Here is a 23,430-nt window from a genome sequence, read left to right as displayed (position 1 = left end):
ATACTATTCTTATGAAAAGATCTATATATATTTTAGCCAGCTTGTTTTTAACCATCAGTATGCAAGCACAAATTATCCCACAACCTAAGCCAGGACCTGCTCCTACAATCAAAATTGGAAAGCCAAAAACTTTTGAACTAAAAAACGGTCTAAAAGTAATGGTGGTTGAAAACCATAAACTTCCAAAAGTCTCTTTCAATTTAAGTATTGATAACGCACCTTACAGCGAAGGAGAAAAAAAGGGCGTTTCAGATTTGACAAGCGCATTAATAGGAAGTGGTACAAAAAAAATTCCAAAAGATGCTTTCAACGAAGAAATAGACTTTCTAGGGGCCGATATCAATTTTGAAAGTAATGGCGCCTATGCAAGCGGACTTTCTAAATATTCCAATAGAATTTTAGAATTAATGGCTGATGGAGTTTTGAATCCGATTTTTACACAAGAAGAATTCGACAAAAACAAAGCTAAATTTATTGAAGGGATAAAAGCAGATGAAAAAAGTGTTTCTTCAGTGGCAAGAAGAGTTCAAAGTGTGTTAAACTTCGGAAAAGCACACCCTAACGGAGAATACCTTACCGAAGCTACAATTAACAATGTGACCTTAGCAGATGTAAAAGCGAATTACGACACCTATTTCGTTCCAGAAAATGCTTACCTAGTAATCGTTGGCGATGTAAAATTTGAAACTATCAAAAAACAAGTTGAAAACTTATTCAATCCTTGGTTAAAAGCAACGGCACCAAACATATCCGTATCGAACCCAAAAGACGTTCAATATACACAAATAAATTTTGTAGATATGCCTAATGCTGTCCAGTCAGAGATTGCAGTTATGAACATTAGCGATTTGAAAATGACTGATAAAGATTACTTTGCAACAATCATTGCAAATCATCTTTTGGGTGGAGACTTTAACAGCTATTTGAATATGAACCTAAGGGAAAAACACGGATGGACTTACGGAGCTGAATCTAGCATTAGAGGAAGTAAATATGTTTCAACCTTTGGAGCTTATTCACAAGTTAGAAACGCTGTTACTGATAGTGCAGTGGTAGAATTTATGAACGAAATAAAACGAATTCGAACAGAAAAAGTTTCTGCTGATGCACTAAACAGTGCCAAAGCAAGTTATGTTGGAAATTTCGTTATGCAAATCGAAAAACCTCAAACTGTTGCTACATATGCTTTGAGAACCAAGACACAAGGGTTGCCAGAAGATTTTTATGAAAACTACATTAAAAGTATTAATGCAGTAACTGCCGAAGATGTTCTAAGAGTTGCCAATACTTATTTTAAAGCAGACAAGGCTCGAATAATCATAGTAGGAAAAGGCTCAGAGGTTTTACCAGGTTTAGAAAAACTACAAATCCCCATTTTCTATTTTGACAAGTATGGTAATCCTACTGAGAAACCAGCTACGAACAAAGCTGTCCCTAGTGGAGTTACTGCCAAAACTGTTTTAGAAAATTACATTAATGCTGTAGGTGGAGCTAAAGCATTAAAAGATATAAAGTCTATCATGACCATCTCTACCGGAAGTATTCAAGGCGCAACTCTTGAATTAACATCAAAAACCACATCTGGCAATAAATTACTTCGAGAAATAAAAGCCATGGGAATGTCTATGATGAAACAAGTAGTGAATGAAAAAGGTGCTTACATCGTGCAACAAGGTCAAAGAAAAGATTTGACTGGAGATGAGTTAGCTGAAATGAAATCTAGTGCTAATCTATTTGACGAATTAGTTTTGGTTACTAAATCAGGCGTTACTCTAAGCGGAATAGAACCCATCAACGGAATTGATGCCTATGTAATCAAAGATGGCAAATCAACGTATTACTACGATGTAAAAACAGGTTTAAAAGTAGCTGAATCCAAAACAATTGAACAAGGAGATCAAAAAGTGGAGCAAACAACTAGTTATGCTGACTACAAAGAGATTAAAGGAATTAAAATCCCCTACAAAACTGTTCTTAACATTGGTATGGAAATTGAACTTACCACAACAGATGTAAAAATTAATGAAGGCGTTTCTGATGCCGATTTTAAATAATTATACATACAAGTTATCAAAAAAAAGGCTATCAATGATAGCCTTTTTTAATTGATATAAAAGAACTAATTCTATCGATTCATTAATTGCATTTCAGATATAAACGTTTCTAAATCAACATGTTTGTCGACCAACGTAAGTGCTTTATCTACTATATAATTTACATTTCCTGGAGTAAAACCAAGTGCTAAACCAAATTTTCTCAACAAGCGGTCTTGCTTGTCTCCTAGACGATGGTCGCTATTTACCATCCTAGCTAAATCATACAAACGCTCTAAACGTTCCATGTACAAGTAGGGTGGATTAATAGGATATTTCAGCGGGTTTTCTAAAATTTCTTGATACTCCGTAGGTGATATTTCTAGATGTAACGCAAGCTTGTCTAAAAAGGCTTTTTCTTCAGACGAACTAGCTCCATCAGCTAAAGCAACCCTTACAATTGCTGAAAAATGACCTTTATTCCTACTTTTAAATTCACTATCAAATAAATCTGCAATAGACATAATTTTTCGGTTTTTGTTATACACAAAGATACTCCAATTTCAATTTTTACGGAAACTATTTGTTACTAAATTTCTGTTTTTAATCAAATTTTCTAATAATTTAATTCCCATTCCTTATTTTCAAATTTAATTGTAAATTTACATTCCCAATTGCTTAAAACACCGAATATAATGTCAGATTTTTGGATTTACTTTCAAACCGCTTGGAGATTCATTTTAGATATAAAAGGCTACCATCATACCCTATTTTTAATTGCTCTAATTGCTCCTTACACTTTCAAAGATTGGAAATCTATTCTGATTTTATTGGCAGCTTTTGCATTAGGCGAAATAATAGCAATGGTACTTTCAGTGTCGGGTATTTTGGTAATTAAGACGAATTTATACGGATTTTTAATTCCTGCAACAATAGTAAGTACTGCTTCCTTCAATATTATTACCATTGGAAAATCTCAAAAAGCAAACACTCTAAATTGGATTGCCGTTGTTGTTTTCTTCTTTGGTATCGTTCACGGATTGGTTATGTCTAATCCTTTCAAATCAGTTGTTACAGGAAAACTTTCGGATAAAATTTTACCTCTTTTTGAATTTATTACTGGAATACAAGCAGCGCAATTGTTAATTGTCTTCCTAATTCTTGTTTTTTCTTATATCGTTCAAAATTTCTTCAAATTTTCAAAACGTGATTTTATACTAACATTTTCTTCTTTTGTAATTGGAATCGCATTACCAATTATTGCAAAAAACATACTGTTGCACTAATTTTTTGACTACTGAAAACTATAAAACCCTATTTTTACTTCATGGAATTAAAAAAATTAAATAAATACGACAAAGCTTACCTTCGAATTGCAAAAGAATGGAGTCACTTGTCCTACTGCAAACGCAAACAAGTAGGCGCAATAATAGTACGCGACCGAATGATTATTTCTGATGGGTATAACGGAACACCTTCTGGATTTGAAAACTGTTGTGAAGACGAGGAAGGATTAACCAATTGGTACGTACTTCATGCTGAAGCAAATGCTATATTAAAAGTTGCTCGTTCTACGCAAAGCTGTGAAGGAGCAACACTTTACATCACACTTTCGCCCTGTAAGGAATGCAGCAAACTAATTCATCAATCTGGAATTAAACGAGTAGTGTATCAAACTGGTTATAGAGATACTGAAGGTGTTGATTTCTTAATCAAGGCTGGAGTAATTGTTGAACAAATAGAGGTTTTAATTTAGACACTGCAAATGAAATTTATTGTTTCTCTTTTGGTTTTAGTGTTTTCAGCTAATTCACTCTTCTCTCAAGAACAAGGAATACTATTAGAAAAGAAAAATTCTGAAAGAATCGATTTTTTAAAAGAACACAAAAGAGTCAAAGTAGTAACTACAAATGGAAAAGAGTTGTACGGCAGATTTTCAATCCTAAACGATTCAACAATTGCTATAAACAGCACTACAATATCTCTAAAATCTATTGCTAAAATAAAAAGAAAATCAATGACTTCTCTCATAACATCTCCAGTTGTTCCTATAATCGGAGTTATTTTTATTCTCGGCGGAACTGCTGTTGCTGCCACTGGATGTTCTGGAGCTATTGCAGGTGTTGGCATGATATCCTCAGGTTTTACAATGACTTTAGCATCATTAATCTCTAATAAACACGAAAAAGAAAAATGGAAGTACACGATTGGCATAAAACCCAATAATTGATTATTTACCTAATTTTTTTGACATTCAAAAAATGAAAAAAAGCAACAGTTATTACCCAATTCTTCTATTCTTTACTCTTGCCTTAGGGATTCTTTTGGGCGGTATACTCAATTTTCCTAAAAACGAACCTTTTATTTCAAAAAACAATTCGAAAAATAAATTGTACAAAATAATTGATTTTATCGACAACGAATACGTAGATAAAATTGATACTGATTCAATAGTCAATCTAACGGTGAATGATATTCTTGCAAAGCTTGACCCTCATTCGGTTTACATTCCACCCAGTGAACAAACTGAAGTTGCCGAAAGCATGAAAGGAGATTTTGTTGGAATTGGAGTCAATTTTTACATGTATAAAGATACTGTTGCTGTAGTTAAACCCATCCCAAATGGACCTTCAGAAAAAGCAGGTATCAAGGCTGGTGACCGAATTTTATATGCCAATGATTATAAACTATTTGGAAGAAAATTACCAACCGACAGCCTGTTTGCAAAACTAAAAGGCGAAGAAGGCTCAGAAATTGAATTGACAATTTTTAGAAAAAGTGACAATAAAAAATATAAAATAAAAGTACGTCGCGATGTAGTTCCCATAAAAAGTATAGACATTGCCATAATGCTCAACGCTACAACTGGTTATATTAAAATTAATCGCTTTGCCGAAACTACCTACGATGAATTTAAATCAGGACTACAAAAACTGCAACAACTTGGAGCGAGAGAATTGATTGTTGACGTTCGAGAAAATGGCGGTGGATATATGGAGATGGCAGCTGAAATTGCCGATGAATTTCTTAAAGACAAACAACTAATTGTTTTTTTAAAAAACAGAAAAGGAAGAGTTGACAAAACATTTGCCACTAAAAAAGGAAGTTTTGAAACTGGAAAAGTGGCTGTATTAATAGATGAAAATTCTGCTTCGGCAAGCGAAATATTGGCTGGTGCCATTCAAGATAATGACAGAGGGATTATTGTGGGAAGACGTTCTTTCGGGAAAGGTTTGGTGCAACGCGAGATGAATTTTGATGATGGATCGGCAGTTCGATTAACCATTGCACGATACTACACACCAACTGGTCGTTCCATTCAAAAACCGTATCTAAAAGGCAATGATGAGTATTTCAACGAATTTAGTACTCGTTTTGAAAATGGAGAATTGTATGAAAAAGACAGTATAAAAATAGCCGATACTTTAAAATTTAAAACCCCAAAAGGCAAAATTGTATATGGTGGAGGTGGGATTGTTCCTGATGTTTTTGTGCCTCTAGAAGGAAAACATGGCGAAGAGAGCCTTATTTATGTTTTGGAGCAATCCGGAATTGTTGGACATTTTGTTTTCGAACAGTTAGACAAAAACAGAAACGCTTTCAAAGGATTGACTTTTGCACAATTTTTAAATAAAATGAATACTACTGATGTATATTTCAATTATTTTCAGAGCTATTTAAATAAGAACGGGGCGACACTGAACATTACCAAAAATAAAGTGTTAGCCAAACGTTATTTAACTGCTGAATTTGCCCGACAACTTTTTGACGAACAAAAATATTATGAAATTGTTTTGAAAGAAGACGCAATGATTAAAGCCGTTTTGAACAAAAAATAATTTTGCAACAACTATTTATCGAACGCTATCGTGGCTGTGAGTTTGTTCGCCATTATTCCACAAAGTTAAAATGTCAGTGGCAACAGCTGCACCGCTTCCGGCAGCAATGGCAAGTTGACTTCTCCATCCTGCTAAAGTTCCTGCAACATAAATTCCATCTGCAACTTTGTGATCTATATTTTTCAACTGAATTCGTTGTTTCTCTGGAAGTGATTTGAGATGTGGTTCTACATAGTGCATTAATCCTTCAATTGCAAAAGTATTAGCAGAACCTATTCCAACAACAATCATCTTAGCTGTGTAGGAATTTTTACTGGTCGTAACCTTAAAACTGGGATAATTCCCTTCAACTTTAAGCGCTTTCTCATTTGAAATTTGAAAAACATGCGGATACGTTTCAGCCAGATGAGCTACGCTTTCTAACAGCAATTCTGAACCTAATTTGCCTGCTGGAATTCCGTAAGCATTATTAAACAAAGCTTCCTGAAGTGAAGATGTCTTTTGGTGTGCAATAATTCCTATTTTTTTGTCACTAGCAAAAGGTTTATTCTTTGCAGAACCTAATACCAGGGCACACGACATTCCCGAAACACCACCTCCAATTATCAGAACATCAAACATCAATTATTGATTTTTGGTTCGCTCTTGAATCATTTTCGACATTCTAAAAATAAGCAGAATAAAAATAGCACACAAAGAGGCAGCTATACCTATTAATGCAATGATACTATTACCCTCGAATAAATGATCAAAATCTAAAAGTGTGATATTGAAAACGATTAAGGCAAGAGCCAAAACTACTAATATTGAAGTAAAAATTTTCATTTGTAGGATTTAATTCGGAACGAAATTAATAAAAAATAATTTACAGGAACAAACCTTTAACATTAGCCGCAAATAATTTAACAGCAATAGCTAAAAGCACCACTCCAAAGGCTTTCCTAACAACGCCTAAGCCCGTTTTACCGAGCATTTTTTCTATTTTGGAAGACGATTTTAAGACAGCATATACCAAAATAACATTCAGAATAATTGCAATAACAATATTTTCAGCATGATACTGAGAACGCAAAGAAAGTAAAGTGGTCATAGTTCCAGCACCAGCTATTAAAGGAAAAGCTATTGGCACAATAGAAGCTGAACTTGCCTCTTCATCGCGATAAATTCGGATTCCTAAAATCATCTCCAAGGCTAAAAAGAACAATACAAATGAGCCCGCTACTGCAAACGAATGCACATCAATGCCAATGATATTCAGAAACTCTTCACCAATAAAAAGAAATACAATCATTATAATTCCAGCCACTAGCGATGCTTTCTCTGACTCAATATGCCCATGTTTTCTTCTTAAATCCACTATAATAGGCACCGTTCCCACAATATCGATTACAGCAAAGAGCACCATTCCCACAGTAAGTATTTCTCTAAAATCCAATCCCATATCTTCCTTTTTTAAAGTGCAAAAGTATTGATTTTGGGTAGGTTAAAAGCTAAATTGGAGTTAATTTTTTTCTTCAAAAAGAGTCTTCCTTTGTGCTTAAACCTTATCTTTGTTGAAATACTTACCATGAAAACAACGCTAAACCTTTTGTTATTATTTTTTTCTTGCTATTCCTTTGCTCAAATTACTTTGGAGCATACTTACACTGATGGTAATGTAAATAGAGTAAAACTAGAATATTCTGGAGAGAAATATTATGTATTAAATACTGCTACTAATGAATTGATTCTTTATAATGCTGACCATTCCTTGTGGAAAACTATAGTTTTACCTGCATCTCCACCAAATCCTTTGGCGGGTAGCGCTAGAATATATCATGTTTCTGAAGCTAAAATCAATCCCGATGTCCAAATTGAAATTCTATTCAGTTATTACAACAACGTTTCAAATAAATTTGAAAGCAGAATTTCCCAAGAAGACGGAACCATTTTGTTGACCATTCCTGATGCTTTTGAAGCTCGTATTAATGAAATACAAGGACTTTCAGATAAAATAATTACTGTGAATACTACAACTAATCCCATCAGTAAAGTATATTCATTGCCTGACTTTACTTTAGAAAATACATATATAGATGGGACTATAAAAAGAGTAAAACTGGAAAATTCTGGAGAGAAATACTATCTATTAGACAAAGTAAATCAGAATACCAAAATTTTCAATTCCGACCATAGTTTATGGAAAACAATTGCCTTACCAAAACCATCAGATGCAAAATATAGCGAAATTGGAATTATTTCCGAAACCCAAATCAATTCGGACGCACTTTTAGAAATTGGATACAGCTATTATACCTTGGAGGGCTCAATTGCCAATTATGTTGGCAAACTGATAAATGAAAACAATCTTGAACTCCTATCAATACCTAAAGCTAGAATACTAACTGTTGATGTTATTGAAGGATTGGAAAACAAACTCATGGCAACACTTTATAATGCCACAGTTAATACATCATTTTCAACAAATGTATATCAAATACCTTCTTTGACTTTAGAAAACGCATACGAAAGTCAAGTTACAAGAGTTAAACTCGAAAATTCAGGTGAAAAATATTATACTTCTAATGAACTATTAAGCAACCAAGCTAAAATTTACAATAGTAATCATACTTTATGGAAAACCATAGTCCTCCCACTTCCGACTAATGAATTATATAAAATAACTACTGTCAATAGTCTTTCAGAAAACAAAATAGATTCTGATGCCTTAGTTGAGTTATCTTATTCTTACGTTTTAGCGGGATTGCTTGAGCCTATTTATCAAAGCAGAGTAATAAACGAAAATGGGGAAATTTTAATAACGGTAGATGGTATAGATGGCCTTTTTCTTAATGAAATAACTAATTTAAATACCAAATTAATAGGTAATACTTATAATCCTTACGATGGTGGTTATACATCTGTGGTCTGTTCGATAGGAAACTTAAAAACAAATACTTTTAATCGTGACTTACAAGTAATAATTTCTCCAAACCCTACTCAATCTATCATAAATATAAGCTCAACCAATTCTCCAATTCATGAAGTTCGTATTTACAATATGAATGGTGCTTTAGTAAAACGAGAAATCGCAAAAAACATAACTAAAATTGATGTCGAAGAACTTCCAATAGGGATTTATGTAGTAAATTTGACCGATTTTAAAAATCAAAAAACATCGCATAAAATTACTATTTTACGTTAACTCCCATGTTTCAACTAGGAAAAACCATTGTCTCAGAAGACATTTTAGAAAAAGATTTCGTATGTAATCTCTCTGCTTGCAAAGGAGCCTGTTGCGTTGATGGCGATGCTGGAGCACCTTTATCGCTAGAAGAAACTAAAATTTTAGAAGAAATCTATCCTAAAGTAAAACCATTTCTTCGCAAAGAAGGAATTGCTGCCATTGAAGCTCAAGGCACCTGGACCAAAGGCACCGATGGCGATCTTGAAACTCCATTGATTGATAATAAAGATTGTGCCTATGTCATTTTTGACGGTAAAACTGCACTTTGCGGTATAGAACAAGCCTACAATCAAGGTGAAGTGAGTTGGAAAAAACCTGTTTCCTGTCATTTATATCCTATTCGAGTAAAAGATTTCACAGAATTTGCTGCAGTTAATTATGACAAATGGGATATTTGCGACGACGCATGCTCGCTAGGCGCATCACTAGAAGTTCCAGTCTATAAATTTGTAAAAGAAGCACTTATCAGACGTTTTGGTGAAGACTGGTATTCAGAACTCGAAAAAGTAGCTGAGGAATTAAAAAAACAATAAGACAACCCCTAATTGTATAAAAATTTAGAACACAGATTACACTGATTTTTAACTGAGGACAACGGATATTTCTAAAAAATCAGCTCTATCAGTTTCATCCGTGTGCCAAATTATAAAACGTTTGTTCACCGAGCAGACAATCACAAAAAGCAATCATTTTTTTATGCGTTATTGATACCAAATTATGAATATAAAACAGGTTGATTTTTTTTTAAACCATTTAGAAAGTTAAGTTTGCTTCGCCTGTTCGTCTCGAAATCTTTCGGAACTCAGGTTATTAAGACTTAATTTTCTTAAATCTCTTAATTGTTTAAAAAATTTAATGGTTGCTTTTATTAGACTTATTAATATACATAAATGGTACATTTTAAAAATTTTCATTAATAATCTGTAAAAATCTGCTCCATCAGTTTCATCCGTGTACCAAATTATAAAACGTTTGTTCGCCAAGCGGACAATCACAAAAAACAACATTAAAAAGAACCTCATTTTCACACCATTCCGTTTTCAAAATTCCTATATTTCACGGTAGTTTTTGACTTTTTGTTATTTTTAAATTGTTGATTTTCAGTATTCTAAAATTTTTAACGAAAATATTACGAATCCTCTCATTTGTTAAAAACTAAAGTCGATTGTGAATAAGTTTGGCTTTCATTTTTGGTTTCAAATGACAATCTTTGTACTCAATAAAAGTCATAATTTTTAGTTAAAATATAAAAAACAGAACCCTTAGCAATGCCACAAATTGAACCTATTTTACAAGAAAACAAAAACCGTTTTGTGATTTTTCCAATCAAACACCATGATATTTGGGAATGGTACAAAAAGATGGAAGCTAGTTTTTGGACAGCAGAAGAAATCGACTTGTCTCAAGATTTAAACGATTGGAACAACAAGCTAAACAGTGATGAAAAATATTTCATCAAACACATTTTAGCTTTTTTCGCCGCTTCTGACGGGATTGTAAACGAAAATCTTGCGGAAAATTTTGTGAATGAAGTGCAATATGCTGAAGCCAAATTTTTCTATGGTTTTCAAATCATGATGGAAAACATTCACAGCGAAACCTACTCGTTATTAATTGACACTTATGTAAAAGACGAAGCCGAAAAAAACCAACTTTTTACAGCCATTGAAGTTTTTCCTGCTATCAAGAAAAAAGCGGATTGGGCGCTGAGATGGATTGAAAGTGATTCTTTTGCAGAACGATTAATTGCATTTGCCGCTGTTGAAGGAATCTTCTTTTCAGGAAGTTTTTGCTCCATTTTTTGGTTGAAAAAGAGAGGTTTGATGCCTGGTTTAACATTTTCAAATGAATTAATATCTCGAGATGAAGGGGTTCATTGCGATTTTGCAGTTCATTTACACAACCATCATTTAGTAAAAAAAGTTCCTAAAAGCAGAATTAGAGAAATCATCGTTGACGCCTTGAACATTGAAAGAGAATTCATCACCGAATCGCTTCCAGTAAGTTTAATAGGTATGAATGCAAACTTGATGACACAATATCTAGAGTTTGTAACCGATAGATTACTAGTAGAACTAGGTTGTGACAGAGAATACAACACCTCAAATCCTTTCGATTTTATGGACATGATTTCGTTGCAAGGAAAAACCAACTTTTTTGAAAAGAAAGTTGCCGAATATCAAAAAGCAGGTGTAATGAATACCGATTCTGATTCACAAAAAATAAGTTTCGACGCCGATTTTTAGAATTATATATGCGTTCAAGAAATTGTATTTAAACAATAACAACTAAAAACAAATACCCAAAAATAGAGAAGGGATTTTCTATTTTTTAACCACTTAAAAAACAGAGCTTATGTATGTAGTAAAAAGAGATGGCCATAAAGAGCCAGTAATGTTCGACAAAATCACAGATAGAATTAAAAAACTATGTTATGGTTTAAATGATTTGGTAGATGCTGTAAAAGTGGCAATGAGGGTAATTGAAGGATTGTATGATGGAGTAACCACCTCAGAATTAGATAACTTAGCTGCCGAAACTGCTGCGTCCATGACTATTGCGCATCCAGATTATGCCCAACTAGCGGCAAGAATTGCTATTTCTAACTTACATAAAAACACCAACAAATCATTCTCGGAAACGATGAATGAAATGTTCAATTATGTTAATCCAAGAACAAACCTAAAGGCTCCATTATTATCTGAAGAGGTTCATAAAGTAATTATGGATAATGCAGAATTTTTGGATTCTCACATTATATATAATAGAGATTTTAATTACGATTACTTTGGTTTTAAAACATTAGAGCGTTCGTATTTATTAAAAATAAACGGCAAAATTGTAGAGAGACCTCAACACATGCTGATGCGTGTAGCAGTAGGAATTCACTTGGATGATTTAGATGCAGTTTTAGAAACTTACGATTTGATGTCGAAGAAATTCTTCACTCATGCCACCCCAACTTTGTTTAATGCAGGTACACCAAAACCTCAAATGTCGTCTTGTTTCCTTTTGTCTATGAAAGATGATAGTATTGACGGAATCTATGACACCTTAAAACAAACCGCAAAAATTTCCCAGTCTGCTGGTGGAATTGGATTATCTATCCACAATGTGCGCGCAACAGGTTCGTACATTAGAGGTACAAACGGTACATCAAACGGTATTGTTCCTATGCTTCGTGTTTTCAACGATACTGCTCGCTATGTAGACCAAGGTGGAGGAAAACGAAAAGGAAGTTTCGCCATTTATTTGGAAACTTGGCATGCTGATATTTTTGAATTTCTTGATTTGAAAAAGAATACTGGAAAAGAAGAAATGCGTGCGCGTGATTTGTTTTTTGCCATGTGGACTTCCGATTTATTTATGAAACGAGTGCAAGAAGACAGTCATTGGACTTTAATGTGTCCAAACGAATGTCCCGGATTGTATGATGTGTACGGTGATGAATTTGAAGCCTTATATACTTCTTATGAAGAAAAAGGAAAAGGCAGAAAAACAATCAAAGCAAGAGAATTGTGGGAGAAAATTCTAGAATCTCAAATAGAAACTGGAACTCCCTACATGCTTTATAAAGATGCCGCAAACAGAAAATCAAACCAAAAAAATCTTGGAACGATTCGCTCGTCAAATTTATGTACTGAAATCTTAGAATACACATCAGAAGACGAAATTGCGGTTTGTAACTTAGCATCTATTTCTTTACCAATGTTTGTAGAAAACGGGAAATTCAATCACGAATTACTGTTCAAAGTAACCAAACGTGTTACTCGCAACTTAAATAAAGTTATCGACAGAAATTACTATCCTGTTAAAGAAGCTGAAAATTCAAATATGCGCCATCGTCCTGTTGGATTAGGTGTTCAAGGTTTAGCAGATGCTTTTATCCTATTGAGGATGCCATTCACTAGCGATGAGGCAAAAAAATTAAATCAAGAAATATTTGAAACACTTTATTTTGCTGCGGTTACCGCATCCATGGAAATGGCAAAAGAGGAAGGTCCTTACTCTACTTTCAAAGGTTCTCCTATTTCAGAAGGTTTGTTTCAACACAACCTTTGGAACATCAAAGACGAAGAATTGTCAGGAAGATGGGATTGGGTTTCTTTGAGAAAAGAAGTTATAGAACATGGGGTACGAAATTCACTTTTAGTCGCTCCAATGCCTACAGCCTCAACTTCACAAATTCTTGGAAACAATGAAGCTTTTGAACCGTATACTTCAAATATTTATACCCGTCGAGTACTTTCTGGAGAATTCATTGTGGTAAATAAACATTTGCTTGAAGATTTGGTTAAACGAGGTCTATGGAATGAAGAATTGAAACAAGAAATCATGAGACACAATGGTTCTGTTCAAAATATTGAGCGTATTCCTCAAGATTTAAAAGATTTGTACAAAACAGTTTGGGAAATGTCCATGAAAGACATCATAGATATGTCGCGTCAAAGAGGGTATTTTATTGATCAATCGCAATCATTGAATTTGTTTATGCAAGATGCTAATTATGCGAAATTAACTTCAATGCATTTCTACGCTTGGCAATCAGGATTAAAAACAGGAATGTACTATTTGAGAACAAAAGCTGCAGTTGACGCTATTAAATTTACACTAAATAACGACAAAAAAGCAGAACCAACAGCACAAGCTCCAGAACCAGTAGCCGTTGAAGTTTTTGCTCCAAATGAAACAGGAGAAATGACTGCCGAAGATTTTCAAGCTATGATTGAAAGAGCCAGAAATGCAGGGCCAGATGATTGTGAAATGTGTGGCTCTTAAATAACCTCAAATTGAATTTCAAAAATAGAAACAGTTATCATAATCTGATAGCTGTTTTTTTTACCATCAAATCAAATCGATTTATACAAACTTCCAAAAAATCAGTGAAAACTATTAAAAAAATCGTAAATTTGAGTTATTACTAATGAAATCATGACTTTCAATTCAACCATTAATCAAAAATGGAAAGTAAAAAATTTACAGTAACTAGTGATTTATTGGCTTCAAATGGAAAGCGTTTTCTAAATTTGGTTATCGACCTTTTGACTCAGCATATTATCGGTCTATCAATAGGCATGCTAATTGTGTTGATTTCTGAAATCACTGAGTGGTATACCATAGCCAATTGGATTGATAAAACAGACAGTACTGAACAACTTTTTATCGGATTGCTTATTTTTATTTCCTATTACCTACTTACCGAAATCTATTTCTCAAGAACTATTGGAAAATATTTTACAAAAACCATGGTAGTAATGAAAGACGGCTCTAAGCCAGACAAAAAAAAGATACTCATACGAACACTTTGTAGATTAATCCCTTTTGAATTCTTCTCTTATATGGGAGACAATCAACAAGGTTGGCATGATGTTTTTTCTAATACCTATGTCGTGAACAAACGTCGCTTTTATGAAAAAAAGAAACTCTACGATTCTTTTTTATAAACACTACTCACAAACGATTCACTTAATTTTATCCATTTAAATCAATATTCAAACAGAGAATGAACTGGGAGCAACTACTATCATTAAGACGTCAAGGAGACAAAGGCAAACGATTACGTAAAGAACAAGACGATACCCGCTTAGGATTTGAAGTCGATTATGATCGTATTATTTTCTCCTCAGCTTTTAGAAGTTTACAAGATAAAACTCAGGTAATTCCACTCTCAAAAACAGATTTTGTACACACAAGACTAACTCATAGCTTAGAGGTTTCAGTTGTAGGCAGATCATTAGGAAGGTTAGTAGGGAAAAAAATTATAGAAAAATATCCGCATCTCAAAGAAGTTCACGGTTTCCACATGAATGATTTTGGAGCTATTGTCGCTGCTGCTTCTTTAGCTCACGATATAGGAAATCCTCCTTTTGGACATTCTGGAGAAAAAGCCATCGGGGAATATTTCTCGATAGGTAACGGACAAAAATTTAAAGATCAGTTAACCCTTAAACAATGGCAAGACTTAATTGATTTTGAAGGCAATGCCAATGGGTTTTCCGTTTTAACTTCAGATAGACCTGGAATTGAAGGAGGGCTGCGTATTTCCTATGCAACATTAGGTGCATTTATGAAATATCCTAAAGAAAGTCTTCCTAAAAAGCCAACCAAAAACATATCAGACAAGAAATACGGTTTTTTTCAATCGGATAAAAATTTCTTTCAGGAAGTGGCCTCCGACCTTGGTCTAATTCCCAACAAAACTGGAGAAGATACTGGTTTTGAGAGACATCCATTAGCCTATCTTGTAGAAGCTGCCGATGATATTTGTTATACCATAATCGATTTTGAAGATGGTATTAATCTTGGATTGGTTTCAGAGGATTATGCCTTAGAATATTTGATTAAATTGGTAAAAGACAGTATCGATGTTGATAAATACAAAACGTTAACCACTAAAGAAGATAGAATTAGTTATCTGCGTGCTCTAGCAATTGGAAGTTTAATCAACGATGCCGTAAAAGTATTTTTAGAGCATGAAGAAACGATTTTAGAGGGCAAATTCCCATTTGCTTTGACTGACAAGAGTAAATACAAAGCTCAAATGGATGATATTATCAAATTGAGTGTAAAAAATATCTACCAAAGTCGTGAGGTAATTGAAAAAGAATTGGTGGGCTATCAAATTATTCAAACGTTATTAGACAAATTCATCACCGCTTTTAATAATAATTTTGAAGGAAAAGCTTCAAATTATGACAAGCTCATTCTAAAAATGTTACCAGAAAAATTTATTGAAGAAAAAGAAGATTTATACAACAGACTCTTACATATCTGTCATTATGTATCTCTTTTAACAGATGGAAACGCTTTAGAATTGTTTAAAACCATCAACGGAAACAAAAAAACCTAATTAGAAATTGTATTCTAAACCTATTCCGAGCATTTGTTTTAATTGAACTTTTGGACCTGTGGTAATTTGTTCTCCTTTAGTCTCTTTTTTGGCTTTGATATCGTCATCATAAATTAAATTAAAACCAATATTCGCTTTTACATATTGGTTAACAACCAAATCAAAAAAAGCTTGCCAGTCAATATCTATATTACCAAAATGATTCAAATAATCAGAATACAAAATCAATCGATTTTCTAAAGTGACGTTCTTTGCAATCTCTTTTTTTAGATAATTTGTAACTAGAACTCCTAACTCTGTTTTCGTTTTTTCGCCCCTTGAAAGAAGATTTCCAGAACCATCATAAACGGCTTTTTCAACACCAAACGCACCCTGATTTGCTAATCTTTGGTCTAAAACCAATGTGTTTTTGAGCGTTAATGGCGAAAAATAAAAGATAAATTTCTTTTCTTTATTGTTATACTCTGCTCCCATCCCAAAAAAAGTATAGGCTGGAGCAAAAGGTTTCGAAATAGCTAAATCAGTGTTGGGATAATTGTATCCGTTTGTAAATTGAGTATTAAAATTGAATTTTATAGTATGATACCAGTTTGATAATGTATCATTTCTATAACCAAAGGTGGAATTAAACCGAAAAACATCATCTGTTTTTCGAATTGCTATACCATCTTGTTTATTAACACCATATCTCAAGATTAACTCATTAAACCAAAGCACATTTTGACGCTTATACGTTCGATTAAAATCACCTTTGAGCAAACCTGACACTGAACTTTGTCCACCAGCATTCCAATTGACAAAAGCAATTTCGCTTAAATCAAAGCCAACTTTGTTGGTATTTTTCCAATTAGAAAGACTGTCCAAAACAATCGTTTTATGAACTACATTTTCTTGAGAAAATGAATTTGTAGAAATAAGAAATAGTACTAGTAAACTAAAAAAGTTGTTTGATTTTGTCAAGAATATTATTTTTTTGTGAGAACAAATGAACATTTCAGTAACTTAAAAAAAGAGTTTCAAGACTTTTAACGTCGATTTTACAATAGTATTGCAATTCATTTATCGTTCCATGTTCAATAAACTCATCAGGAACCCCAAGATTTTGTATTGGTACATGATACTTATTTTGTGAGGCAAATTCGATTATTGCAGAACCAAAACCTCCTTTTATAACTCCATCTTCAATTGTAACAACATTTTCAAAAGATTTAAAAATGGTGTGCAAAAGTGTTTCGTCTAGTGGTTTCACAAAAGCAAAATCATAATGTGCTATTCGTTCGGGATGATTTAAATTGGCTAAAGCTTGTGCAACATTATTTCCTGTAGTTCCATTAGAAAGAATGGCTACATGCGTTCCTTTTTTTATACAATAAGCTTTACCAATTTCTATCTTTTGATAAGGTTGTTCCCAATCTACAATAACGCCACGACCACGAGGGTAACGAATAGCAATAGGATGATGTAAACCTAATTGTGCTGTGTAAAGAATATTACGCAAGGCAATTTCATTCATTGGAGCATAAACGATCATATTGGGTATGCAACGCAAATAAGCCAAGTCGAAAACACCGTGATGTGTCGCGCCATCTTCGCCAACTAGACCTGCTCTGTCCAAGCAAAAAATCACAGGTAAATCCTGCAAAGCCACATCGTGAATCAGTTGATCATAAGCCCGTTGTAAAAAAGTCGAATAGATATTGCAAAAAACAATCATCCCTTGTGTTGCCATTCCAGCAGATAATGTTACTGCATGTTGTTCGGCTATACCCACATCAATCGCTCGCTTGGGAAATTCATCCATCATAAATTTCAGGGAACTACCTGTTGGCATCGCAGGAGTAATTCCAATAATTTTTTCGTTTTTTCTAGCTAAATCCAATAACGTTAATCCAAAAACATCTTGGTATTTTGGAGGAAGATTTTCTTCTACTTTAGCATGTATTTCACCCGTATTTGCATCAAATTTTCCAGGCGCATGATATTGAACTTGATTTTCCTCAGCTTGTTGTAACCCTTTCCCTTTTGTTGTAATTACATGCAGAAACTTTGGGCCTTTTACTTTTTGCAATCGTTTCAATTCCTTAATAATCGCAAAAATATCATGTCCGTCGATAGGTCCTGAATAATCAAAATTTAAGGACTTCATCATGTTATTTTGCTTCGGATTTTTTCCTTCTTTTACGGCTGTGAGATAGTTTTTTAAAGCGCCAACACTTGGGTCAATCCCAATGGCGTTGTCATTGAGAATTACAAGTAGATTAGCATCAGTAACACCCGCGTGATTCAATCCTTCAAATGCCATTCCTGAAGCAATAGAAGCATCGCCAATTACGGCTATGTGATGTTTTTCGTTATCGCCTTTTAAACTAGAAGCTATGGCCATTCCAAGAGCCGCCGAAATAGAAGTAGAAGAATGACCTACGCCAAAAGCATCATAAACACTTTCACTTCGTTTTGGAAAACCCGAAATACCGTTGAGCTGTCTGTTGGTATGAAATTTTTCTCTTCTTCCAGTCACTATTTTATGACCGTACGCTTGATGACCCACATCCCAAACCAACAAATCTTCTGGCGTTTTGAATACATAATGCAAAGCAATGGTAAGCTCAACTACACCTAAACTCGCCCCTAAATGTCCTTCCTTAGTAGATACAATATCAATAATGAAATCGCGCAATTCCTGAGCCAATTGAGGCAATTGACTTTCGTCAAGCCGACGCAAATCGGTTGGATTATGGATGTGCTGAAGTAAGTTGCTTTTCATTAGAATTCAAAAAGCGAATTTACGGTTTTGTTTTCTATTTTTGTATTTCAACTTAATAATTCCCCCTTTGGGGGTTAGGGGGCTATGGAAAACATTTTCACCGACGAATATTTTATGAAAAAAGCGTTGCAGGAAGCCGAACTGGCTTTTGAAAAAGGTGAAATTCCTGTTGGCGCTATTGTGGTAATCGATAATAAAATAATCGCTAGAAGTCATAATTTAACCGAATTATTGAACGACGTTACTGCTCATGCCGAAATGCAATCCATAACAGCCGCTGCAAATTTTCTTGGCGGAAAATACCTAATTGGTTGCACACTCTACGTCACCCTTGAACCTTGCCAAATGTGTGCTGGAGCGCTATACTGGAGCCAGATTTCTAAAATTGTTTTTGGAGCTAGCGACGAACATCGCGGTTTTGAAAAAATGGGTACACAACTCCATCCAAAAACAGCTGTAGTGCGTGGAGTTTTAGCAAATGAAGCTTCAGAATTGATGAAGCGATTTTTTGCAGAGAGGAGAAAGTAAGTCTTGCAACACTAAAACTATTGAATTTTATTAATTTTAGTTTTTTAAAAATGGTTTTGAATAATAATCAAATCCTAACCAATAATTGCCTAAATGCTCTGATTTACATTCATCCGTATAAACATCAATACTATATCCATTCCATAAATTCCTAGACCAAACCAATTCATTAATACAAATAAAATAGTTATACCATTTTCTCTCTCCTAAAATTTCAGGATTAAGTTTATTGGTTTCGATAGCTCTAAGGATTTTGGTTTCGAGGTTATTCATGGTCTTAGTTTACATAATTCAAAAACAAATGATAAATTTTTTTATTATCATTATGACTAGAAAAATGACTGTCAATTGATAAAAAAGCTGATGTTTTTTCTATAACTTCTTTTTCCCTTTTATCTTTTATAAGCAATTTATTGATTCCTTCTTTACAATCTTCAACTGTTCCTTCGAGAATGTATCCAACAAGGAATCCATCACAGTCAAAATATTTTCCGCCTTTCAAAAAATTATCAATACCTGTGGTAATATATCTTCTTTTCAAATCAGAATCATTCACTTTAAGATTTTTAGCTTCTACAAAATATTTGTATTCCTCTCCTTCCCAAAATGTAGAATATCTCATATCTATTCTACAAAATTTAGCAGCAAAGCCTTTAAAAAAAGTTGAATTATCATCAAAAAGATAATTCTCTAAATTTGAAGATATTTTCCATTTTTTTCTTTTAGAATTTTTATCAATATAGCTGTGGAGAATTGCGGTAATATCATTCTCATCATAATTTAAAAGAATAGAATTATTAGATATTGATGTGTGATAAGCTTCTATAAATAAAGTTGCACATCTTACTTTAAACTTGTTTTGAAAATTTAGAAATATTGAAGTAGTTAAAATTCCTGCCATTATTCTTTCATGTTAAGAATTTCAACTATCAAAGATTTACTATCTTCCATAGCAGCAGTTTCGCTCCAAAATCTTCTTTGGTTTGGTTTTATAATATAAACATCATTACCATCAAAATAATTCACTTTTTTTCTAAAATATAGATGCTGTGCTTCTTCACTCCAAAGTTTTTTATCTAATGTTTTAAGTTCATTATAAATATCTTCTTTTGAAATTTCTGTTTCTTTTTGTTGATTTCCAAAAGACAATTTTACCATGTATAATGGACAATTTGAATTGACAATATAATGTGTTGCCGAAACTTTTAATTCCACATCGTCAAGCCAGTTGTTAAGCTCTTTTGTTACTCTTTTGGAATAAGCATCAACATTATTAACAGGTAAAACAGCTTTAGATTTTTCTTGTTTTTCAAATAAATCTAAACTATAATCCAACGTATCTTGAATGATGATTTGCTCGTCTTCTTTTAATTTTAGAATATCATTATAAATGATTTGATCAATTTGTTTTTCTAAATGAGAAATGTCTTGATTTACTTCGTTTGATTTTTTTATTGAGATAATTTCATCGATTTTTGAAGAAAGCTTCTCAATGTTTTCTAATTCAATTTTCTCAATTATTGCGGGCAACTCTAACATCTCATTTGACTGAACTCTTTCACGTTCAATTCCCCATGAAGCTGAACTTAAAGAAAGATAATAATTTGAAAAAATAGAATTTATATACGCAGATAAGGCTTTTAAAATCTTAATGTCTTTATTTACGACACTATAACTCATATGATAGCAATCAAAATCTATTATACTTGAACAGAATTCTTTTTCTTTTTGCCCTTCCTTAATTATTAAAAAAGGACTTTTATAAAGAAGCTCGTTAGTTGGTCGATATATTTTCGAATTATCAACTATTGCTTTTCTAGAAGTATAATATTTATTAATCAAACCTGTATTAATAACTTTATTTGGCTTAAAAAACTTATTACTTTCAATTTGTTTTTTATCTGGTGAATGAAGTCCGCTACCTTTTAGCCATTCACCTTTATTTGTTTCAAAATAATTTTCAAGTGTATTATGTCTTTTTTCAAGATTCTCAATCAACTCAAAATCAAAGTAACTTCCCCACATTGCTATTTTCCAAATTTTAGTGTCTGACTTTTGACATTCAGTTCTTGGTATATGTTTTTCATCAGATGAATCAATAACAATTCCTTCTAAAACATCATTCTTGATATAGGTCTTTGGTGCGTAATAAATTATTGTCTCTTTTTGATCTTTTGGAATTTCTTTTTGATAAAAAATAATACTAATTGGTCCAACTGCTGAACCAAAAAGTTGTCCGCCAGAAAACTTTGGAGCTTTTCTTAATATTGAAAAATTATATACTTTCTCTATATGATTATCATTAAATAACCATTTTCTGAAATTTTGATAAGTTCCACCAGTATTGGTTAAAACTTTAGTATTGAAAATTAAAGCTATTTTTCCTTTTGGTGCTAAAAGAGTTGCTTTGTGTAAAAATGGTAAAACCATTTCTTGAGCAAAATTTTCTTTTTTACAATATGCTGTTATGGTTGGCAATAAATCTTTTGTCCCAAAAGGTGGATTTCCAACAATTAAATCAAAATCTTGTAATTTTTTAATTTTAGACAAATCAGAAACAGTATCTCTTACAAAAAGATTTTCTCCTTGTTGTTTTAAACTTTTATCTTCTGGGTCATTGATTAAATAAGGAAATTTAATTGCACCATTCCACCAACCTGTTTTTGGATCAAGATTATCTAATAAAGCTAAATACAAACTAAAAGCAGCCACTTTTATAGATTTTGGGTCAAGTTCAATTCCGAAAATATTTGATTTTAAAATATCAACTAAAACCGTAAAATCATTTAGCTTAGAATTATATTTATTTTCATAACGCTTTACAAGTCTTTTAAAACTTTGAACTAGAAAAATCCCTGAACCACAACTTGGATCTAATGTTTTTACATTATAGTTTATTTTATCTTTATCTATTGGAAGTTTTTCATTAAGAATTAATTCAACTAATGAAGGTGGTGTATAAAAAGTCCCAGTATTTTTTTTCTCTTTCCTATCTAATTCTGATAAAAAATTCTCATAGACTTCACTTAACAATTCAATTCTTATAATACTAAAATCGAACAATCTCCAATCTGTAAATAATTTTATTTGATCACTTTTAATATATCCATTTGTAAAACATTGCCCTACTAACTCTAGATGTTCTTGTGTTACAATATCCTTTTCGTTTTCTTCTATATTAAATAAACTTCCATTAAAATCTTTGGCTAATTTTTCAAATAAAGCATAGACATAGTTAACCTCGCCTTCTTTTAGTAATCCAAGATATGATTCAGCAATTGTTGAATTCTTTCTATATTCCTCTTTTTTGGTAGCTCCTTTATCTTCTAGATATAAAAGAAAAAGAGAACGCATAACCAACTTATGAATTAAGTTTTTATCGTTCAGTCCTTGTTCTTCTAATTCTCTCGATACATTGATTAAACTTTGAATTAAATATTTATCAACTCTTTTTTGAAGATTTATTTTTTCTCTAATCTCTTTTGCTTCAACAGAAGACCAAATAAATCCAGTATCAATTGCGATTCTTGAAAAAACAATATTTAATTTTTTAAGTTTTTCTTCATCAGTTTCTTTACAAGAGTAAAGTTCTAATTCTTTTAATTTAGATGTAATTTCATTCTCTTGAATTGTTTTATCAAAACCAAAAGGTTTTTCAGAACAATTATAAATTCTGATTTCCGTTTTGGTGTAAACATATAAGAATAAAACTTTTTGAAAATTCCAACATGCTTTTTGTATTGCAGCAATTTGGATTAAAGCGTCAATATCAAAGGAATCAATTTCTTTTAAAAAAAGAACTGGTTGACCATCGTTCCCATATACTTTAACAACTCCATATTTTTCATTGTCAAATAAATCAATATCATATAATTTGCAATCTTTTGCAAAATCTATCAAATCTAATTGATTAATAATGGAATTATTCATGTGAGAAAGTGTAATTTAAATCTGAAAATCTTCTAATTGAGAACTACTGATTTCCACAAAAATAGAATTAAAAAAAACTTTTGCGTATTAATACGCAAATTATTTTTCATTTAAAATGCTAACATTTTTAAATTCTAAATTTATAATTAAAAATAATTCCTATTTGGACTAAACTTCACCTCAAATATTTTGTGAGGCACTTCCTTTTTCACTAAAATTGTTTCAATACCACACCCATTTAAAATAGTAACAGGAAAGGA

21 protein-coding genes are annotated in these 23,430 nt (G+C 32.6%); 12 read left to right on the top strand and 9 right to left on the bottom strand.

Translation table 11 applies throughout. From position 1 onward, the window contains the following. Positions 1-11 precede the first annotated feature (11 nt). On the top strand, positions 12-2,054 hold the full coding sequence (locus AC23L6_RS01380; RefSeq protein WP_487560506.1) for an insulinase family protein: 2,043 nt from the start codon (positions 12-14) through the stop codon (positions 2,052-2,054). A 71-nt stretch (positions 2,055-2,125) separates the two neighbouring features. On the opposite strand, the gene AC23L6_RS01375 is transcribed toward AC23L6_RS01380, so the two are convergent. Further along, positions 2,126-2,557 (bottom strand): tellurite resistance TerB family protein, encoded by a 432-nt coding sequence (locus AC23L6_RS01375; protein WP_487560505.1) that lies wholly within the window; start codon positions 2,555-2,557, stop codon positions 2,126-2,128. Between the two features lie 171 nt (positions 2,558-2,728). On the opposite strand from AC23L6_RS01375, the gene AC23L6_RS01370 reads away from it, so the two are divergent. From AC23L6_RS01370 to AC23L6_RS01355, 4 genes are read left to right on the top strand one after another with little or no spacing between them, the layout of a single operon-like run. Then, positions 2,729-3,319, top strand: a complete 591-nt coding sequence (locus AC23L6_RS01370; RefSeq protein WP_487560504.1) for a HupE/UreJ family protein — start codon at positions 2,729-2,731, stop codon at positions 3,317-3,319. Positions 3,320-3,360: 41 nt separating this feature from the next. Then, positions 3,361-3,789, top strand: a complete 429-nt coding sequence (locus AC23L6_RS01365; RefSeq protein WP_487560503.1) for a deoxycytidylate deaminase — start codon at positions 3,361-3,363, stop codon at positions 3,787-3,789. A 9-nt stretch (positions 3,790-3,798) separates the two neighbouring features. Then, positions 3,799-4,263 carry a hypothetical protein gene (locus tag AC23L6_RS01360; RefSeq protein WP_487560502.1) on the top strand — a complete coding sequence of 155 codons (465 nt, stop codon included), beginning with the start codon at positions 3,799-3,801 and terminating at the stop codon, positions 4,261-4,263. A gap of 31 nt (positions 4,264-4,294) precedes the next feature. After that, entirely contained in the window at positions 4,295-5,872 is a 1,578-nt protein-coding gene (locus AC23L6_RS01355) for a S41 family peptidase (protein WP_487560501.1), read from the top strand. Positions 5,873-5,887: 15 nt separating this feature from the next. On the opposite strand, the gene AC23L6_RS01350 is transcribed toward AC23L6_RS01355, so the two are convergent. Genes AC23L6_RS01350 through AC23L6_RS01340 form a run of 3 tightly spaced genes read right to left on the bottom strand, consistent with a single transcriptional unit; the run spans position 5,888 to position 7,313 of the window. Next, the gene (locus AC23L6_RS01350) at positions 5,888-6,493 is read right to left on the bottom strand and encodes an FAD-dependent oxidoreductase (RefSeq protein WP_487560499.1); all 606 of its coding nucleotides are present in this window, start codon (positions 6,491-6,493) and stop codon (positions 5,888-5,890) included. Positions 6,494-6,496: 3 nt separating this feature from the next. Further along, positions 6,497-6,697, bottom strand: coding sequence for a hypothetical protein (locus tag AC23L6_RS01345; RefSeq protein WP_487560498.1), 201 nt, complete (start codon positions 6,695-6,697; stop codon positions 6,497-6,499). A gap of 40 nt (positions 6,698-6,737) precedes the next feature. Beyond that, positions 6,738-7,313 carry a MarC family protein gene (locus AC23L6_RS01340; RefSeq protein WP_487560497.1) on the bottom strand — a complete coding sequence of 192 codons (576 nt, stop codon included), beginning with the start codon at positions 7,311-7,313 and terminating at the stop codon, positions 6,738-6,740. A gap of 126 nt (positions 7,314-7,439) precedes the next feature. Between AC23L6_RS01340 and AC23L6_RS01335 the strand changes: the two genes are divergently transcribed. From AC23L6_RS01335 to AC23L6_RS01310, 6 genes are all read left to right on the top strand, one after another. Further along, positions 7,440-9,056 carry a T9SS type A sorting domain-containing protein gene (locus AC23L6_RS01335; RefSeq protein ID WP_487560496.1) on the top strand — a complete coding sequence of 539 codons (1,617 nt, stop codon included), beginning with the start codon at positions 7,440-7,442 and terminating at the stop codon, positions 9,054-9,056. A 5-nt stretch (positions 9,057-9,061) separates the two neighbouring features. Then, on the top strand, positions 9,062-9,631 hold the full coding sequence (locus tag AC23L6_RS01330; RefSeq protein ID WP_487560495.1) for a DUF3109 family protein: 570 nt from the start codon (positions 9,062-9,064) through the stop codon (positions 9,629-9,631). A 735-nt stretch (positions 9,632-10,366) separates the two neighbouring features. Further along, positions 10,367-11,344, top strand: coding sequence for a ribonucleotide-diphosphate reductase subunit beta (locus tag AC23L6_RS01325; RefSeq protein ID WP_487560494.1), 978 nt, complete (start codon positions 10,367-10,369; stop codon positions 11,342-11,344). A gap of 109 nt (positions 11,345-11,453) precedes the next feature. Beyond that, positions 11,454-13,877 carry a ribonucleoside-diphosphate reductase subunit alpha gene (locus AC23L6_RS01320; protein WP_487560493.1) on the top strand — a complete coding sequence of 808 codons (2,424 nt, stop codon included), beginning with the start codon at positions 11,454-11,456 and terminating at the stop codon, positions 13,875-13,877. Positions 13,878-14,059: 182 nt separating this feature from the next. Continuing rightward, positions 14,060-14,542 (top strand): RDD family protein, encoded by a 483-nt coding sequence (locus AC23L6_RS01315; protein WP_487560492.1) that lies wholly within the window; start codon positions 14,060-14,062, stop codon positions 14,540-14,542. 59 nt (positions 14,543-14,601) lie between these two features. Then, a complete protein-coding gene (locus tag AC23L6_RS01310) occupies positions 14,602-15,948 on the top strand; it encodes a deoxyguanosinetriphosphate triphosphohydrolase (RefSeq protein ID WP_487560491.1) in 1,347 nt (448 codons plus the stop codon). Here AC23L6_RS01310 and AC23L6_RS01305 read toward each other — a convergent pair whose 3' ends face one another. Both AC23L6_RS01305 and AC23L6_RS01300 read right to left on the bottom strand, forming a co-directional pair. Then, positions 15,949-16,941, bottom strand: a complete 993-nt coding sequence (locus tag AC23L6_RS01305; RefSeq protein WP_487560490.1) for a DUF3078 domain-containing protein — start codon at positions 16,939-16,941, stop codon at positions 15,949-15,951. Position 16,942: 1 nt separating this feature from the next. After that, positions 16,943-18,712 (bottom strand): 1-deoxy-D-xylulose-5-phosphate synthase, encoded by a 1,770-nt coding sequence (locus AC23L6_RS01300; protein WP_487560489.1) that lies wholly within the window; start codon positions 18,710-18,712, stop codon positions 16,943-16,945. Positions 18,713-18,796: 84 nt separating this feature from the next. Between AC23L6_RS01300 and AC23L6_RS01295 the strand changes: the two genes are divergently transcribed. Continuing rightward, positions 18,797-19,240: a nucleoside deaminase gene (locus tag AC23L6_RS01295; RefSeq protein WP_487560488.1), complete on the top strand. Its 444-nt coding sequence runs from the start codon at positions 18,797-18,799 to the stop codon at positions 19,238-19,240. Between the two features lie 36 nt (positions 19,241-19,276). Here the strand turns inward: AC23L6_RS01295 and AC23L6_RS01290 are convergent, their stop codons facing one another. From AC23L6_RS01290 to AC23L6_RS01280, 3 genes are read right to left on the bottom strand one after another with little or no spacing between them, the layout of a single operon-like run. Continuing rightward, a complete protein-coding gene (locus AC23L6_RS01290; RefSeq protein ID WP_487560487.1) occupies positions 19,277-19,513 on the bottom strand; it encodes a hypothetical protein in 237 nt (78 codons plus the stop codon). A 4-nt stretch (positions 19,514-19,517) separates the two neighbouring features. Beyond that, the gene (locus AC23L6_RS01285; protein ID WP_487560486.1) at positions 19,518-20,141 is read right to left on the bottom strand and encodes a hypothetical protein; all 624 of its coding nucleotides are present in this window, start codon (positions 20,139-20,141) and stop codon (positions 19,518-19,520) included. Continuing rightward, positions 20,141-23,170 carry an HsdM family class I SAM-dependent methyltransferase gene (locus AC23L6_RS01280; RefSeq protein WP_487560485.1) on the bottom strand — a complete coding sequence of 1,010 codons (3,030 nt, stop codon included), beginning with the start codon at positions 23,168-23,170 and terminating at the stop codon, positions 20,141-20,143. Before AC23L6_RS01280 ends, AC23L6_RS01285 begins: the two co-directional genes overlap by 1 nt. Between the last annotated feature and the right edge of the window lie 260 nt (positions 23,171-23,430).

It is taken from the genome of Flavobacterium sp. R1_16 (assembly GCF_057652095.1).
Note: the sequence above shows the minus strand (reverse complement) of the source record. Positions and strands in the feature narration are given on the sequence as shown.